The sequence below is a fragment of the Rhodococcus sp. JG-3 genome (genome assembly GCF_000482405.1).
Lineage (GTDB): Bacteria > Actinomycetota > Actinomycetes > Mycobacteriales > Mycobacteriaceae > Rhodococcoides > Rhodococcoides fascians.
Genome location: NZ_KI519398.1, coordinates 3,445,511 through 3,462,077, shown reverse-complemented (window position 1 = coordinate 3,462,077; position 16,567 = coordinate 3,445,511). Strand labels below are relative to the sequence as shown.

Here is a 16,567-nt window from a genome sequence, read left to right as displayed (position 1 = left end):
AGACTACCGGTCGGATGGACTTCCTGGGTTCGACGCCCCGTCCCGAGCGGTCGGTTCGGACGCGTTCGCAGCCTGCGTACGCGACACCAGGACCGTCGTGACGACCATGACGGCCACGGCCACGACGATGACCGTCAGGGCTGCGCCCTCGGTTCTGATTCGCTCGTTCAGGACAGTGACTCCGACGAACGCCGCGCCGAGTGGTTCACAGATCGTCACGGCCGGCATCGACGCCGACAGCGGACCCACCTGGAATGCACGCTGCTGCAGGTAGAAGCCGACGACGCCGGATCCGATCAGCGTGTAGGTCTGCCAGGCCGTCAGCGCCTCGACCGGGTTACCGTCGATGAGGTCGGTGACGTTCTTGGTCAGCGCAGCCGCCAGGCCGAACAGCAATCCTCCCGCTGCACCGAGGAGTAGTGCCCGAACTCCCGGCGAGGTGAGCAGCAATCCGCCCGCGGCGGCGCAGCCGACCACGACGGCCACCACGATCAGTGGAACGAGCCATTGCACGAAAGGGGCGTCGGTATTGCCCTCGCTCGGGTCGCCCACCACGATGAAGACGGCGAGTGCCGCGGCCATCGCCACGGCGAGCGCCCAGGTGGTGGCGGGCAGTGTTCTCCCGACCAGCTTTGCCGACATCGGGAGAGCGAACAGCAGTGCTGTCACCAGCAGAGGTTGGACGATCAGTACCGAGCCGACCCACAGCGCGGCGATCTGAACCGCATAGCCACCGCCGTCTCCGAGGACCCCTACCCACCACCGCGGGCTGCGCACCAGTGCCGAAACGAGGGATTCACCTTCGGGGACGGACGCGGCCGCGCTCTGTTGCGCGACCGACGCGCAGGCGAACAGGAACGCCGAAATCAGCGCGAGTACGACCGCCGGCCAGGACGCGGTCACCCGCGTCGTCCTCTGCTACCGCCACCCCGCCGGCTCCCGGTGCCATCGCTCCGCCCACGCCTGCCCGGCGTACCCGTCCGGCCCGCACCGCGCGCAGTTCGGGGGTCGGCCGCAGCACCGCTCGTCGTCGGTACCGAGGCCGGTAGCGGTCGACCGATCGGGGTGCGTGCGCCCGTCGGTCGACGCCACGCGGACTGGTCCAGATCGGTATCGATGATCGTGGCGGCAACGCCGGCCTCGTCGGCCATCGATCGGACGCGATACAACTGGTCGTCCGTTGCCAGCGTCACGACGGTTCCGCGGGCACCGGCACGTGCAGTACGTCCGGCGCGATGCAGGTAATCCTTGAAATCGACCGGGGGATCGACGTGAACCACGAGCGTCACGTCGTCGACGTGAACACCGCGGGCTGCCACGTCGGTTGCGATGAGAGCCACGGACGTGCCCTCGCCGAAGGCCGCGAGCGATCGGGTGCGGTGCGCCTGAGTCTTGTTGCCGTGCAACGACGATACCGGCACACCCAGCGCGAGGCACTCGTCGGTGAGTCGATCGACGGCATGGGTGGTCCGTAGGAACAGAAGTGTCTTTCCGTCGCGGTTGGCAAGTGCGGCAGCGACTTCGGTCTTTCGGGCCGCGTCGATTCGGAAGACGAAATGGGTCATGTCGGGTTCGCTGACGGCTGCCGCAGTGGAGTGCACAGCGGGGTCTTTCAGAAACTTCTCGACCAGCCCGTCGACCTCCCCGTCCAGCGTCGCGGAGAACAACATCCTCTGACCGTGTGCTGGGGTGGCAGCGAGCAGTGAATCGACCTGAGGCAGGAAACCCATGTCCACCATGCGATCTGCCTCGTCGATGACGGTGACCTCGACATGCTCGAGTGTGATCGAGCGTCGCTGGAGGAGATCGATCAGCCGGCCGGGAGTCGCGACCACGATGTCGACTCCGCGCTGAATATCTCGGACGTTGCGTTCGAGCGGAACACCTCCGACGACGCCGACGGTACGAAGTCCGAAGGTGGCACCGTGGATGTCGAGTACTTCACGAATCTGCAGTGCCAGTTCCCGCGTGGGGGCGAGAATCAACCCGCGCGGTGCCGCAGGTGCGCTTCGCTTGCCGGCGAGGTGGACGAGAATCGGCAGTGAGAACGCCAGGGTCTTACCCGAGCCCGTGGGTGCGCGCCCGAGGACGTCCCGTCCGGCAAGGGCATCGGGGATCGCCGCGACCTGAATGGGAAACGGGTCGCGAGCACCTGCATTCCTGAGGGAGTGCACCAGAACGACGGGGAGACCGAGGTCTGCGAACGATCGAGTGGATTGACCCGGCATGGAGCTGACCTTACCGCCGGATCGACGACGCGTTCGACCGTTGTTGTCGGTACCGCACGCAATACTTGTCCTAGAACGTGAGTTCGAATGGCGTTCGAGACGCAATCTCCGCAGGGGCGGTTGCACGGCGAAGGTGGGGGAGTCATGTGCAAGATGTGCCGAGGGTTCGGTGTCGACAATTACATCGATGACGTGAGGGCAACGATCGAGACATTCGGGTGGGCGCTGCAGTACGTGGAATCGGAGGTCGATCGAGACGGCATTCATCCCGCGTTCTGCTACACGGTCGGTCTCACCGACCTGGGTAGTCCCGAACTCGTCGTGACGGGACGCGGGCCACGTGAATCCTCGATGATCCTGAACGCGCTGGGGACTTCGGTGGCGTCGGGGATGTTGGAGATTGAATCCGGAATCGGTTGTGCAGCAGCAGGGTTCGATCTTCTGGCCATCGACGTACCGGATTGTGCGGACATCCTGTACGTCGCCTCCGACGTGTACGGCACGGGACGCTTCAGCGCCGTACAAGCCGTCTGGAGGGACCTCGAAGGTGCACTGCCGTGGGAGGGAATTCCGTCGACGGTGGTGCAACCGATACTCGGGCCGGTGCCCTTCTGAGCGAGCGAAGACCGATCACACCGGTGGCACCGCACGAAAGTACGCGCGGTGCCACCGGCGAGGGACCGATGTCAGGCTTCGATCTCGGAGCGATCTCCACTCCACAGAGTGTGGAACTTGCCCTCGGAATCGGTGCGCTCGTAGGTGTGCGCACCGAAGAAGTCGCGCTGTCCCTGTGTCAGGGCCGCAGGCAGACGCTCGGCGCGCAGCGCGTCGTAGTACGAGAGCGAGGATGCGAACGCAGGCACCGGGATGCCGAGCGACGCAGCCGTGATGACGACGCGCCGCCAACTGTCGATCGCGTTCTCGATGGCGTCACGGAAGTACGGTGCCAGGATGAGGCTCGGTAGTTCGGCGTTGTCGTCGTACGCGTCCTTGATGCGGTTCAGGAATCGCGCCCGAATGATGCAGCCACCACGCCAGATCGTGGCGAGATCGCCCGGATGCAGATTCCAATCGTATTCGGCGCTACCCGCCGCGATCTGATCGAAGCCCTGTGCGTAGGCGACGATCTTCGACGCGTACAGCGCCCGGCTGATGTCGTGGGTGAACTGCTCGGCATCGGTCGGCTTGTCGGCCAATGTTCCCGATGCGAGGCCGACAGCGGCCTTGCGCTGGGCCCGCGATCCCGACAGAGCCCGTGCGAACACTGCCTCGGCGATGCCGGTCACGGGCACTCCGAGATCGAGTGCCGCCTTGACGGTCCATCGACCGGTGCCCTTCTGCTCGGCAGCATCGACGATCACATCGACCAGCGGCTGCCCGGTCTTCGCGTCGACCTGGCGAAGGACCTCCGCAGTGATCTCGACGAGGTAGCTCTCCAGATCGCCCTTGTTCCACTCGGTGAAGACGTCTGCAACCTGCGCAGGCGAGTACCCGAGCGCGTCGCGAAAGAGGTTGTACGCCTCGCCGATGAGCTGCATATCGGCGTATTCGATGCCGTTGTGCACCATCTTGACGAAGTGGCCGGAGCCGTCGGGCCCGATGTGCGTGCAGCACGGCGTGCCGTCCACCTGCGCAGCGATGGACTCGAGCAACGGTCCCAGTGCCTTGTAGGACTCGGCCGGGCCACCCGGCATGATCGACGGGCCGTTGAGCGCGCCCTCTTCGCCGCCGGAAATACCGGCACCGACGAAGAGCAGACCGCGGTCCTTCATGGCCGCCTCGCGGCGGATCGTATCGGTGTAGAGCGCGTTGCCGCCGTCGATGATGATGTCGCCTTCCTCCATCACACCGGCGAGTTCCTCGATCACCGCATCTGTCGGGTCGCCTGCCTTCACCATGATGAGCACGCGCCGCGGCTTCGCCAGCGCGGCCACGAACTCCTCGATGGTCTCGGTACGGATGAAGTTGCCCTCGGTACCGTGCTCGGCGATCAACGCGTCGGTTTTCGCGATACTGCGGTTGTGCAACGCGACAGTGTGCCCGTGGTGGGCGAAGTTACGCGCGATGTTGGAGCCCATGACGGCGAGTCCGGTGACTCCGATCTGAGCCAGTTCTGTCTCTTTTGCTGCTGAGGTCATACAGACAGCTTTCCTTGCCGCGCGATTTCGCGCGAGCCAACCCCCTGGGTCCGGCCGACACGACGAAAAAGGTGCCGCATTCGCGAAGAATGCGGCACCTCGGGGTTCGAGCGGCGAAGCCCGTCGAATCAGGGCTTCGCCTCGAACGATCGATCAGTGGCTGCGTGCAGGCCCGTCGAAACCGTCGTACGAACGACGCTCGGTGCGGCTACGGAACCCACCCGACCGGTTCTCGTCCTGGCGCGGGGCGGATGCGGGACGACGGTTGTCCGAGCCACGGTTGTCCGAGCCGCGACCTTCGTAACCGCGACCCTCTGAGCCGCGGTACGAGCTCGAGTCGGAGCGACGCGGGCGGTCACCCTGGTAGCCGCCTTCGCTGCGCGGGTTGGATCCCTGGTAGCCGCCGGTGCGAGGGCTCGATCCCTGGTATCCCGTGCGGGGACGGTCACCCTGGTAGCCGCCTTCGCTGCGCGGGTTGGAACCCTGGTAGCCACCGCTGCGGGGGTTGGACCCCTGGTAGCCACCGGTGCGCGGGCGGCTGTTGCGATCACGCGGGGTGGATTCGGCACGCAACGGCTCACCGGTCGGCTTCTTGGCTCCGGTGATGCTGTTGAGTTCGGCCGAACCGGGGGAGACGTTGACCGCGGTGGCCTTGACGCCGGCCATCCCGGTCAAACGCAGAACCTGACGACGCTGATTGGGGAGCACGATCGCGACGACGGTGCCCTTTTCTCCAGCGCGTGCCGTGCGGCCGGCGCGGTGCAGGTAGTCCTTGTGGTCGGCGGGCGGATCGACGTGCACGACCAGGTCGATTCCGTCGACGTGAATTCCGCGGGCCGCGACGTCGGTGGCCACGAGCACAGGGGTGCGACCGTTCTTGAATCGCTCAAGCACTCGGGTGCGCTGGTTCTGTGCCTTGCCGCCGTGCAGCGACTCTGCAGCGATGCCGAGGGCGCGCAGGCGATCGGTGATGCCGTCGCAGCCCAGCTTGGTGCGCGCGAACATGATGGTGCGGCCGCCTTCACGGGCACCGATCTCCGAGAGCACCAGATCCTTCTGGCCGCGGTCGACCATGAGGACGTAGTGGTCCATGGTTCGGACGCTGGCCTTGCCGTCCTGGGTGGAGTGCTCGACGTGGTCGGGCAGGAACTGGCGAACCAATGACTGGACCTCGCGGTCGAGGGTGGCCGAGAACAGCATCCGCTGGCCGTCTGCGGGTGTATCGGCGAGTACGGCGCGCACCTCGGGCAGGAAGCCCATGTCGGCCATCTGATCGGCCTCGTCGAGCGCGGTGATCTCGATGGAGTCGAGGATGCAGGTGCCCTGACGCAGGTGATCTGCCAGTCGTCCCGGAGTGGCGACCAGTACGTCGACTCCGCGGCGAAGCTGCTCGACCTGCTTGTTGAACGGGGTGCCGCCGACGGCAGGCATGACCCGGAGGCCCTGTGCGTTGGCGTAGGGAGCGAGCGACTCGACTACCTGGAACGCGAGTTCGCGGGTGGGAACCAGTACGAGCGAACGCGGGCGCTTGGCGGCCGGTCGATCGGTGTGCAGCGACAGGCGCTGCAGGATCGGCAGGCCGAAGGCGAGGGTCTTGCCCGAACCTGTCTGCGCGCGACCGAGGACGTTCTTGCCGGCGATGGCGTCGGGAAGCGCCTTTTCCTGGATGGGGGACGGCACGGTGATCGAGTTACGAGCGAGAGCCGCGACGACTGCCTCGGGCAGACCGAGCTCGGCGAATGTGAACGCCGGTGCCGCTGCGGGCGTCGGTACGGCCGTCGAGTCGGACTCGGGGGAAACGGTGGTATTGGAAACAGCGTTGGTCACGCAGTAAAGCCTCTCCGGATTGCGGGCACGCCAATAAGCCCGAAGCTGAGAGACCCGACGAGAAGGGAAACACGAAAAACAGCCAGAACACATTGATACGAGCCAGGGCACTGTCACCTGGCCATCGGTACGCAGGTCGAACCTGCATAAAGTGGGGCTGTTTGTGCCATTTCGATTGCTTGGTCGCGATGGCGACCGAGTTCTACTGTACGGGACGTACCGCCATTTGTTCACCCGGATGGGTGTGACCTGCGTGACCCCTCGGTGTGGTGGCCTTCGATCAGCCGAGGAGCTTGCTCAGCTCTTCGAGCCACGGCATCGCGACGTAGATGGTCGGCAGCACGAGTATGACGACGGCGGCCAGATATGCCACAGCGGCGATCCGGACATCGCTGCCCGGCCCGCTCAACCGCTGGACGCGAATGAGTGTGTGCGGTCCGCCGGCTGCCATGGCACCCCGCGGTGCGGTGGATCCGGCGCACGTCACGAGTGCGCGCGCGAGAGGGGTGGGTCCGGTGACCTTGACCGCCGTGTCATCGGCCAGCAGTTCGACCAACAACTGAACGCTGCTCAGGGCGGACTTGCTACGAACAATTCTGGGGAACGCCTCGTTGACCGCGGTGAACGCTTCCAGCACGAGGTCATGACGGGATCGTAGGTGTGATCGCTCGTGACTGAGGATCGCGGTCACCTCCGCTTCGGAGAGGCTGGCAAGCGTTCCGCGGCTCAGCACCACCCGCTGCCGTAGTCCGGGCAGGCAATACGCAATCGGTTCCGCCGCGTCCAGAACCCGGATGTCTGCATCACGCAGGCTCCTGAACGGATTGTCGCTCTTGTCGGTCCGGTCGAGCAGATCGACCAACATGCGATGACGGGAGCGGCGACGGCGGGTACGCACCGCCACCTGAGCCACCGAGAACATCAGTTTCGCTCCGATGCCCAGAGTGATCGCGAGCACCACCACGTACAAGGTCCACAGAGGCAGGCCCAAGGCGTCGATCTCGTCGGTCGGAGCCGTGGTCGGACGGCCGTCGGGGCCCGGCACGAGCAGCAATCCGCCGATTGCCAGGCCGGAACTGAAGGCCGACAACACGGCCGCGAGGGCGATGGCCTGCCACAGCACCAGAGCAGCGCGAGGCGACCGGTACGGCCAGCTCGCACGGGCGAGCATCGCCGGCACAGGTCCAGCCAGGATCAGCGCGAGTATCGCGAATACCAGCGCAGTGGTGGAGTTCATGTCCTCACTTACTACGAGGAGCCTCAGTCCGTCGGACGGCCTTCTGCAGCAGAAGGTGACTCTGTCGTCGATTGTGCCACTTCCAGAGCCGCGAGTGCTTCACGGAGGGCGGCGGCCTCATCTGCTCCGACTTGCCCGACGAAGTGCACGAGGGCAGCTGCACGACCGCCGGAGGCGGGGGCCTGGGACAACGCGTCGACCATCAGGCTCGCGACCAACTCGTCGCGACCATGGACCGGGGCGTAGCGGTGAGCTCGGTCGTCGCGCTGCTGGACGACCAAACTTTTCTTCGCCAGACGCTGCAGGACCGTCATCACGGTCGTGTACGCGAGTTCACGATGAGTCGCAAGGGCCTCGTGTACCTGACGAACGGTCTGCGGCTCCGTCGCTTCCCACAGATGGTCCATTACTGCGCGTTCCAATTCACCAAGGCCAGCCATTCCTCCGAGTCTACGGCCAGTCCGACGCGGATGCGTACTACTCGTAGTAGTAACTACCGTCCGAGTGCTGTGGTCTCGGTCATAGCCGTGGTCGAGTGGCGTCGGCGGGTCGTGACCGTGAGCGGGTCCGTGGGCATACTCTGTCGAGAGTTGGTGCCGCTGGGCCCCAGTCGGAAAGATGAGTGGAGACCTCGCGTGAAGTGGTTCGATTCACTGTCGTTGCTCGATGGGCCACTGCCGGTGATCGTGTCCGTGCTCGGCGCCGCCGGCGGACTGTGGTTGCTGGTCTCGAGGTCGCGTCGGTACGCCAGGCGTGCGCTGCCGATCGCTGCCACCGCGGCGATCGTCGTCACGGCCATCGGTTACGTAGTGGTCGAAAAAGTATGGCGTCCGTTCCCCGATCCGATCGACATGTCGATCTACGTGTGGATCGGGGTGGGTGTGGCTGCCCTGTTCGCACTCGTACCACGGTCGATCGCTGCCCGCGGCGTGGTCGGCACAGTGGTGTCGGTGCTGGCGGCGGTACTCGTGGTGGCAACGTCTGCTCTGCACGTCAACCTCGAATTCGATGCGTATCCGACCGTGGGAAATGCGCTCGGTGTCGAGTCGGCCGAGCGCATAGCGTTCTCGGACGTGCCGCCTCCGGTCTCCGACACCGTCACCGGCACACCCCTGGAATCTGCCTGGTCCGCACCTGCCGACCTGCCTTCCGCCGGCCGCGTCACCTCCGCCACCATTCCTGCCACCGCGTCGAGCTTCACGGCGCGAGACGCCCAGATCTACCTACCGCCGGCCTATTTCGCCGATCCCCGTCCGCTTCTTCCTGTCCTCGTACTGCTCGCCGGCCAGCCCGGCGCACCCGAAGACTGGTTCAACGGGGGCAAGCTCGCCGAGACCATGGACAACTTCGCGCGTGATCATGCCGGTTTGGCACCGGTGGTGGTCGTGGCCGACGGCACCGGCTCGTCGATCGCCAATCCGCTCTGCGTGGATTCGACACTCGGCAACGCGGCCACCTACCTCGCACGTGACGTTCCCGATTGGATCGACAACTCCCTGCAGGTGGATCGAAACCGTGCTCATTGGGCGATCGGCGGATTGTCCTACGGCGGAACGTGCTCGATACAGATGGCCACCAATCATCCCGAGGTCTATCCCACGTTTCTCGACCTGTCGGGTCAGCGCGAGCCGACCCTCGGCGATCGAGATCGAACCGTGCAGCAGGCGTTCGGCGGCAACGCCGCAGCGTTCACCGCGATCAACCCTCTCGACCTGCTGAAATCGCGTCGATACCCGGACTCTGCCGGTATTTTCGTCGTGGGGTCCGAGGACAAGGATTACCAACCGGGCCAGCAGGAGATGTACGACGCGGCGAAGGCCGCTGGAATGGATGTGCAGTACGTGGAGGTACCAGGGGGACACAGCTTCGCGGTGTGGTCCGAAGGCTTACGTCGAGAACTGCCGTGGCTGGCTACGAGAACAGGACTGACGGCGTGAACACCGACGAGTCGGGGAGTTCGACGGAAGCGATCGATGCTGCGGCACCGACGTGGATGTCCGAGAAGGTGGCCGTCGTGAGATCCGCCGCCTCGGCGACGATGCGGCAGTCGCGGCGATTGTGGTCGCTGATCCTGTTCGGTGCGGTGGGTGCCCCGGTCAGCTTCACCCTGCTCGCCGTGGTCTGGCTTTCGGGGATATATGCCGTCGTGTCGGACGGCCATGGTCAGGTCGACAGGTACTTCGCGGTCGGCATCGTCCCGTTCGAGCACTGGCATCTCTGGACGCCGCTGACATCTGGTCTGGCAGCGCCGAATATCGCGGGCTGCGTGGTGGCGACCGTTGCGGTGCTCCTCGCTGCTGCCCCGATCGAACGCCGTATCGGTTCCCGTCGGTTCGCGGTAGCCGCATTCGTGACGCAGGTTGCGGGGTCGTTGTTCGGGCTGGGCCTGGCCGTGCTGGCGAAGACCGTCGACGAGGATTGGGGTTTCCGCCTCCACGTAGGTACGGCCGTGGGCCCGACGACATGGGTCTGCGGCGTGGTGCTGGTTGCCACGTCGCGGATGGACACGCTGTGGCGCAGGCGGATTCGCGTCGGACTTCTGACGCTTCTGGTGACCCTGGCCTTGTTCGGCGGCCATCTGCAGGACGTCGTTCGGTTGGCGGCAGCGGTGATCGGTCTGATCGTGGGCCCGTGGATCGTCGGCCGCTCGGCGCGCGGTCCGAGATTGGCGGGAACGCAGCGTGAAGGACGTGTGCTGGTCGCGCTGATCGTCGCCGCCAGTGCCCTGGGTCCGGTGCTGGCGGCCTTGAGCCCCAATGCCGTGGGGCCGTTCGCGGTGCTTCGCGACGTGGTTCGCGGTGTGCCGTACACAGCTGCCGAGGTTCGTGAGATCTGCGCCGATGCCACGACCGACCCGGTGGAATGCCGCCGCGGGCTGCTCGACCTCAGGCTGGGCGGAGTCGGACCGACGATCCTGAGCATCATGCCGTCGCTGTTCCTCTTGGTGGTCAGTGACGGTTTGCGCCGCGGTCGACGGTTCGCGTGGGCGATGGCAGTGATCTCGCAGGTGGTTCTGCTCGCGCTGTCGGTGGCGAACTACGCCATCCGATTCCTCGAAGCCGGTGACGACGAATCGTTGTTCTACGGGCTGGAATCTCCCACTGCCTACCGCACAGCCGTGCCCTTCCTTCTGCCCCTGATCGTCCTGCTGGTCCTGATCGTCACTCGGAAGTTCTTCGACGTGTCGGCACCGGCTGGCACGTACCGACGCTGGGCAGCGTCCCTCGTGGCCGCCGTAGTAGGACTCGGCCTGATCTACTCGATCGGCGGCTATCTCGGTCGCGGCGGTTTCGCCGACTCGCCGTCCTTCGGCGGACTGCTGATCGATTTCCCACAGAGGCTGGTCCCGCCGGTCTATCTGCAGTGGCTCGAGCCCGCCCTTCTACCCCAGAGCATCCCGACCACCTTGCTGTTCGAGTGGACCGGCGTCGTGTTCTGGGTCGTGGTGTGTGCGCTCACGATCAGCACCTTCCTCACACCGGTGTACGGCCCGGAGACCGATGCCACCGAACGGGCTCGCAGCGTGCTGATGTCGAGCAGCGGCTCGGCGCTGTCGTGGATGACGACCTGGCGCGGGAACAAGTACTGGTTCAGCGCCGACGGCCGCAGCTACGTGGCGTATCGCGTCATTTCCGGCGTGGCTTTGACCACCGGTGACCCCGTCGGGCCGCGAGAATCGTTGCGAGACAACGTCGTCGAGTTCGCCGAGTTCGCGTCGAAGAACGGGTGGATTCCGTGTTTCTACTCCGTCACCCCGGCCGTCCGGCGTATCACCGATTCTCTCGGGTGGGGCGGTATCCAGGTCGGTGAGGAGACCGTGCTCGATCTGGACGGGATCGCGTTCACCGGCAAGCGGTTCCAGGATGTTCGTACTGCGCTCAATCGAGCGAAGAAGGCAGGCGTCGTCGCGGAGTGGATTCGGTTTCCCACCGCTCCACTGGCCATCACCGATCAGATCACCGCGATCTCCGAGGAGTGGGTGGCAGACAAGGGGATGCCGGAGATGGGCTTCACCCTCGGCGGTCTCGAGGAGGTCGACGACGAGAACGTGCGATGCCTGATTGCCGTCGACGAACATCGAACCGTGCACGGGGTCACGTCGTGGATGCCCGTCTACGAGGACGGCGTCATCGTCGGGTGGACGCTCGATTTCATGCGGAGACGGTCGGAAGGCTTTCGGCCGACAATGGAGTTTCTCATCGCCTCTGCCGCCCTGCTCCTCGAGCAGGAGGGAGCCAGGTTCCTGAGCCTGTCCGGTGCACCTCTGGCCAAAGTCGACGAGAAGCAGCCCGAGCACGTGTCCAGCGCCGAGCAGTCGACGCTGTCCGGCTTGCTCGAACGGTTGCTCGATGTACTCGGGCGCACCCTCGAACCTGTCTACGGGTTCCGGTCTCTGCTGGCATTCAAATCCAAATTCCAGCCGCGCTACGAGCCGATGCACATGACGTTCGCCGATCCGGCCGCCCTGCCCAGTATCGGCAACGCAATCGGCCGGGCCTACCTGCCCGACGTGTCCATCGGTCAGGGCTTCAAGCTCGTCCGAACGATGATCGAGCGGTGACGCTCTGCGCTAGACGGCCCGCGAGTCCGGTGTCCCGGAACGCCTGTCCGATTTCACCGGACCACCGACCGACCCGTACACGTGGCGAGTTCCGATCGGAACAATGAGCGGGCGATCCGACATGGGATCGTCGATCACGGCTGCCTCGAGACCGAACACGTCGAGCAGTAGTTCCTCCGAGATGACGTCCTGAGGGCGACCGGACGTGACGATGGTTCCCTGCTTCATGACGATCAACTGGTCGCTGTATCGCAGTGCGAGGTTGAGATCGTGCAACACCATGACGATGGTGCGGCCGAGCTCCTCGTGCAGGCGATCGACGAGGTCGAGTACCTCGATGGAGTGGGCGAGGTCGAGGTAGGTGGTCGGCTCGTCCAACAGCAGGATGTCGGTGCCCTGCGCCAGTGCCATCGAAATCCAGGCGCGTTGCCGTTGACCACCGGACAGCTCGTCGACGGGACGGTCGGCGAGATCGCCGACGCCGGTGAGTTCGAGTGCGTTGGCCACTTCTGCCTCGTCGTCCGAGCTCCACTGCCTGATCCACGACTGATGGGGGTGACGACCGCGCGAGACCAGATCGGCGACGGTCAGTCCTTCCGGAGCAGTAGGTGCCTGCGGCAGCATGCCCAGGGTTCGGGCAACCTCTTTGGTCTTCATCGAAGAGATCGCCCGGCCGTCGAGCATCACGCTTCCGGCCTTGGGCTTGAGCAGGCGTCCGAGCGATCGCAACAGGGTCGACTTGCCGCAGCCGTTCGGGCCGATGACGGTGGTGATCACTCCGGTGTGAATCGCGAGGTCGAGGTGCTCGATGATGGTCCGGTCGCCGTAACCGAGGCTGAGATCGTCTGCGACCAAACGCGAGGCGTGGCTGATTGTCATACGGAAGCCTTTCGATTACTGCGCACGAGAAGGTACAGAAGGAACGGTCCACCGAGTGCCGAGGTGACGATGCCGACCGGCAGTTCCACCGGCAGGATCGTCCGCGCGATGAGATCACTCGCCACTACCAGCAGTCCGCCCAGCAATGCCGAGGCGATGATCGGCGGTCCCGGGGTTCGAAGGAGCCGTACCGCGATCTGCGGGGCTGCCAGTGCGACGAACGCGATCGGTCCGGCCGCAGCTGTGGCAACGGCAGCGAGTGCGACGGCGGCGAGCAACATCACGGCCTGGCTGTGCTGCAACCGCACTCCGAGCGATCGTGCATTGTCGTCACCCAGACGCAGTGCTCCCAGCGTGAACGTCGACACGATGGTTGCGCCCCCGACGATGACGACGGCGACTGCGACCGGCCACACCGTCGACCAGTTGGCTCCGTTGAGAGAACCGTTGAGCCAGACCTGCGCGCGCGACACGTCGTTGATGTCGGCGCTGATCAGCAACCACCCGATGACGGCCGTGAGCATGGCGTTGACGGCGATTCCCACCAGAATGAAGCGAAAGCCGTCGACGCCTTTCCGCCAGGCGAGTGAGTAGATCGCTATTGCGGTGAGTACTCCGCCGATCAGCGCTGCCAGTGGCAGCCCGAGGGTGGCGAGCAGACCGCTGAAGGTACCGCCGCCGCCCAGGACGATCAGCGCGACGGCTGCAGCACTGGCACCGGCGGTGATGCCGAGAATATCGGGACTGGCGAGTGCGTTTCGAGAGATGGATTGCGTGATCGCACCGGAAATTCCCAGGGCCGCTCCGACGAGCAAGCCCGTCAACGACCGGGGCAGGCGCAGGTCCATGACGATGAACCGTTCGATCCGCGTTCCGCCGCCGAGCAGGACGTCGAGCACCTGGGGGATCGACAGCGGAAAGTCGCCGCGGCCGATGTTGACACACATGACCAGAATCAAGGCGGCAGCCACGAGGACGGTGGTGACGACCATCAGTGGACGGCGGACAAGGGACACCCGCCCCAGGCGAACGGCGGGCCGTGCGGGCACGGTGCCGGGACCGGCCGTGGAGGGTTCGGGGGACCGGATCTCGGCGGTCACAGGCTCGCCAACTTTCTACGGCGTACCAGTGCGATGAAGAACGGCGCGCCGAAGAGTGCGAGGACGATGCCCACCTGCAACTCGCCCGGGCGCACCACGACGCGTCCGATGACGTCGGCGATCATCAGCATCACGCCGCCCATGAGGCCCGCGTAGGGCACGAGCCAGCGGTAGTCGGGTCCGGTCACCGCTCGGGCGATGTGCGGAACGACGAGGCCGACGAAGGCAATGGGCCCGCAAGCGGCCGTTGCCGCTCCGGTCAGCAGAGTGATGGCCAGGATTCCGACGGTTCGGGTGACCGCGATGTTGGTTCCGAGGGATCGCGCTACGTCCTCGCCCAGGCTCATGACGTTCAGGCCCGGGGTGCTGGCGAGTGCGATCAGCACACCGAGAATCAGGAAGGGGAGAACCTGCCACAGCACGTCGAGCCCCCGACCGGCGACCGATCCCACCACCCAGAAGCGGTAGCCGTCGAGGCTCGTTTGGTCGAGCAACACGACGGCATTCGTCATCGCGGAGAGGAAGAACGCGACACCCGCGCCCGCCAGGGCGAGGTTGATCGGACTCGATCTGCCCGACCCGATGGACGACAGACCGAACACCACGACGCTCGCCACTGCCGAACCCGCGAACGCGAACCACAGGTACTGGCTCGGAGAGGTGAACCGGAACAGGTAGATGGCCATGACGACGAAGAACGCAGCCCCGGAATTGAGGCCGAGCAAGCTGGCATCGGCCAGCGGGTTGCGCGTATGTCCCTGGATGAGGGCACCTGCGATACCGAGCGCGATGCCGACCACCAACGCCAGCACCGTTCGGGGGACCCGCAAGGTCCGCACGATGATGTCGGTGTCCGTGCCGCTCGAATCGATCAATGCATGGGCGATCTCGGCGAACGTCAGTGGTCGGGCACCGATGGCGATGCTCGCAAAGATGCCGGCGGCCAGAGCGACGACCAGCACTGCCAGGCCGAGCAATCTGCGTCGGCGAATGGCGGCAACCGAACCATCCTTGGGAATGGGCTCGAAATCATCCGCTGCAGCTGTCTTCTCGCGCACGACCTCCGAAGTGGACCGGCCGAGACCGAACTGGCGACGGAGAGCTCGACGGACACCGACCGGGCCGGTGGTGTCGGTGTCGCGGAGCGTCAGACTCATCCACCGTCTACCTGTGCTCTGCCCCTCGTTGCCATCGCGGTAGCCGCGGTTCCAGACGAACAAGGCGACGGCCACCGAGAGAGAAATGGCTCCGAACACGACACGGTCGGCCTGGCCACCGCCGTTGTCGTCGCGAAGGGCGTCGACGATCGACCACCCGATGAACAACGGCACGAGCACGATCAGCGCGTCGATCCCCGCGGCTGCGATGCGTGTACTCCACGGTGCGGGCCCGGTGGGCACGTCCTCGGTCCCGTATCGCTCGTCGGGCGAGCGACGCGAGCCGTGAGGGCCGAGTAGCGGAGCTGTGGTCACTGGGGTCGTGACTCCTCGCTGGATCGAAGGGACACGGTTTAGGTTACGGAACCCTTGCTCGCCGTGCGACACGAGGTAAGGGTAGCGGTGCCTGACTCGGCAGCCGTATCTGGTTAGGCTAACCTACATCCATTGGTCGACGGTGGGGCGAGTTCACCGATCACGAACAGAAGGAGCGTTCAGGTGTCAGTTGCAACTGCGGCATTCACGGGCTGGGCCGATGTGCACCGATTCTCGGACCGATCCGGTGGGCACGCGCTGTTGGCCGAGTCGTGTTCCACTCTGCGCGCGCTCAATCCCGACTATCCGAGGATGTACGCGGTGGCCGCCATGGCCGACGAGGGCAAGCGGCGTTGGTGGCAGCTGTCGGTCGGCCTCGACGACGGTCGCGTCGAGCAGATGTACCGCCGTTCGCTCGAGGATCTCGAAGTACCGCACGCTGCGGCGGTGCAGGTGGCGACTGCGCTGATTCATGCGGTGGTCGGGCGGGTTGCAGCACTGCTCGTGCTCGAAGCGCGTGCCTGGGATCCGGGCATCGAGAACTTGTGGATCCATATGGACAGCGACGGGGGAATCGATTGGGCGGGTGTTGCGTCGCCCATCTTGCGAGTGCTGCCGGAGGATCCGGCTGCGGGCGAGCCCGGAACCGTGACGTTGCCCTGCGAACAGGCTCTTCTCGTCTGGACCGCGCATCGGTGCCTGACGTCTCTCGGGTCTGTCTATCGCGCGATCAGTGAGCGGGCTCCTCTGGATGCTCGCGTTTTCTGGGCGCTGGTGGGTGACGCGATCCTCGGTGCGTCGACGTACGTCCCGATCTTGGCCGGGACCGGCCCCTCCGCCGGAACGCGGCGCGGCCAGTTACTGCTCGACGCGATGGTCGCTGCCGGCGCGCCCGTGCGATCGCGAGTCGGAGTCCCGGGCCGGCAGCGGCTACGCGCGTCATGAAGGTCTTGCGTCGGAACTGAGGTATGCCTATGCTAATTTCATACCAACGGACCGCGCCGGAGACCTGAGGGCTGCAGTGTCTCCCGGTCCTTGCCACGGTGGGCCTCTCGTTCGACTCGAACGAGAGGCCCACCGATTTTCTCGGGCGGAGTGTCGTGTATTTCTGGTCATGGGTCGACT

General features: G+C 65.4%; 13 protein-coding genes. 4 read left to right on the top strand and 9 right to left on the bottom strand.

What is annotated here, in order from left to right; genetic code table 11:
* Positions 1-3: 3 nt before the first annotated feature.
* Positions 4-903 (bottom strand): DMT family transporter, encoded by a 900-nt coding sequence (locus tag K414_RS0117680; protein WP_027497155.1) that lies wholly within the window; start codon positions 901-903, stop codon positions 4-6.
* Positions 900-2,228: a DEAD/DEAH box helicase gene (locus tag K414_RS0117675; RefSeq protein WP_027497154.1), complete on the bottom strand. Its 1,329-nt coding sequence runs from the start codon at positions 2,226-2,228 to the stop codon at positions 900-902. The genes K414_RS0117680 and K414_RS0117675 overlap by 4 nt, the downstream gene beginning before the upstream one ends.
* 87 nt (positions 2,229-2,315) lie before the next feature.
* Between K414_RS0117675 and K414_RS0117670 the strand changes: the two genes are divergently transcribed.
* Positions 2,316-2,843, top strand: coding sequence for a DUF4262 domain-containing protein (locus K414_RS0117670; protein ID WP_051365151.1), 528 nt, complete (start codon positions 2,316-2,318; stop codon positions 2,841-2,843).
* Between the two features lie 71 nt (positions 2,844-2,914).
* Here the strand turns inward: K414_RS0117670 and gndA are convergent, their stop codons facing one another.
* The 4 genes from gndA to K414_RS0117650 all read right to left on the bottom strand — a co-directional run bounded on the left by gndA (position 2,915) and on the right by K414_RS0117650 (position 7,870).
* Positions 2,915-4,366, bottom strand: coding sequence for an NADP-dependent phosphogluconate dehydrogenase (gene gndA / locus K414_RS0117665; protein WP_027497152.1), 1,452 nt, complete (start codon positions 4,364-4,366; stop codon positions 2,915-2,917).
* Between the two features lie 153 nt (positions 4,367-4,519).
* Complete coding sequence (locus K414_RS0117660) at positions 4,520-6,091, bottom strand: DEAD/DEAH box helicase (RefSeq protein WP_167328048.1); 1,572 nt, start codon at positions 6,089-6,091, stop codon at positions 4,520-4,522.
* Positions 6,092-6,473: 382 nt separating this feature from the next.
* A complete protein-coding gene (locus K414_RS0117655) occupies positions 6,474-7,430 on the bottom strand; it encodes a M56 family metallopeptidase (RefSeq protein ID WP_027497150.1) in 957 nt (318 codons plus the stop codon).
* Between the two features lie 23 nt (positions 7,431-7,453).
* On the bottom strand, positions 7,454-7,870 hold the full coding sequence (locus K414_RS0117650) for a BlaI/MecI/CopY family transcriptional regulator (protein WP_027497149.1): 417 nt from the start codon (positions 7,868-7,870) through the stop codon (positions 7,454-7,456).
* 195 nt (positions 7,871-8,065) lie between these two features.
* On the opposite strand from K414_RS0117650, the gene K414_RS0117645 reads away from it, so the two are divergent.
* Together K414_RS0117645 and K414_RS0117640 are read left to right on the top strand one after the other, a co-directional pair.
* Positions 8,066-9,367 carry an alpha/beta hydrolase-fold protein gene (locus K414_RS0117645; RefSeq protein ID WP_027497148.1) on the top strand — a complete coding sequence of 434 codons (1,302 nt, stop codon included), beginning with the start codon at positions 8,066-8,068 and terminating at the stop codon, positions 9,365-9,367.
* A gap of 101 nt (positions 9,368-9,468) precedes the next feature.
* Entirely contained in the window at positions 9,469-11,991 is a 2,523-nt protein-coding gene (locus tag K414_RS0117640; protein ID WP_152530514.1) for a DUF2156 domain-containing protein, read from the top strand.
* Between the two features lie 9 nt (positions 11,992-12,000).
* On the opposite strand, the gene K414_RS0117635 is transcribed toward K414_RS0117640, so the two are convergent.
* From K414_RS0117635 to K414_RS0117625, 3 genes are read right to left on the bottom strand one after another with little or no spacing between them, the layout of a single operon-like run.
* The gene (locus K414_RS0117635; protein WP_027497146.1) at positions 12,001-12,870 is read right to left on the bottom strand and encodes an ABC transporter ATP-binding protein; all 870 of its coding nucleotides are present in this window, start codon (positions 12,868-12,870) and stop codon (positions 12,001-12,003) included.
* The gene (locus K414_RS0117630; RefSeq protein ID WP_045841749.1) at positions 12,867-13,970 is read right to left on the bottom strand and encodes an iron chelate uptake ABC transporter family permease subunit; all 1,104 of its coding nucleotides are present in this window, start codon (positions 13,968-13,970) and stop codon (positions 12,867-12,869) included. The genes K414_RS0117635 and K414_RS0117630 overlap by 4 nt, the downstream gene beginning before the upstream one ends.
* A complete protein-coding gene (locus tag K414_RS0117625; RefSeq protein WP_081701620.1) occupies positions 13,967-15,442 on the bottom strand; it encodes an iron chelate uptake ABC transporter family permease subunit in 1,476 nt (491 codons plus the stop codon). The genes K414_RS0117630 and K414_RS0117625 overlap by 4 nt, the downstream gene beginning before the upstream one ends.
* A 222-nt stretch (positions 15,443-15,664) precedes the next feature.
* Between K414_RS0117625 and K414_RS0117620 the strand changes: the two genes are divergently transcribed.
* Entirely contained in the window at positions 15,665-16,387 is a 723-nt protein-coding gene (locus tag K414_RS0117620) for a hypothetical protein (RefSeq protein WP_228139410.1), read from the top strand.
* The last annotated feature ends 180 nt before the right edge of the window (positions 16,388-16,567 follow it).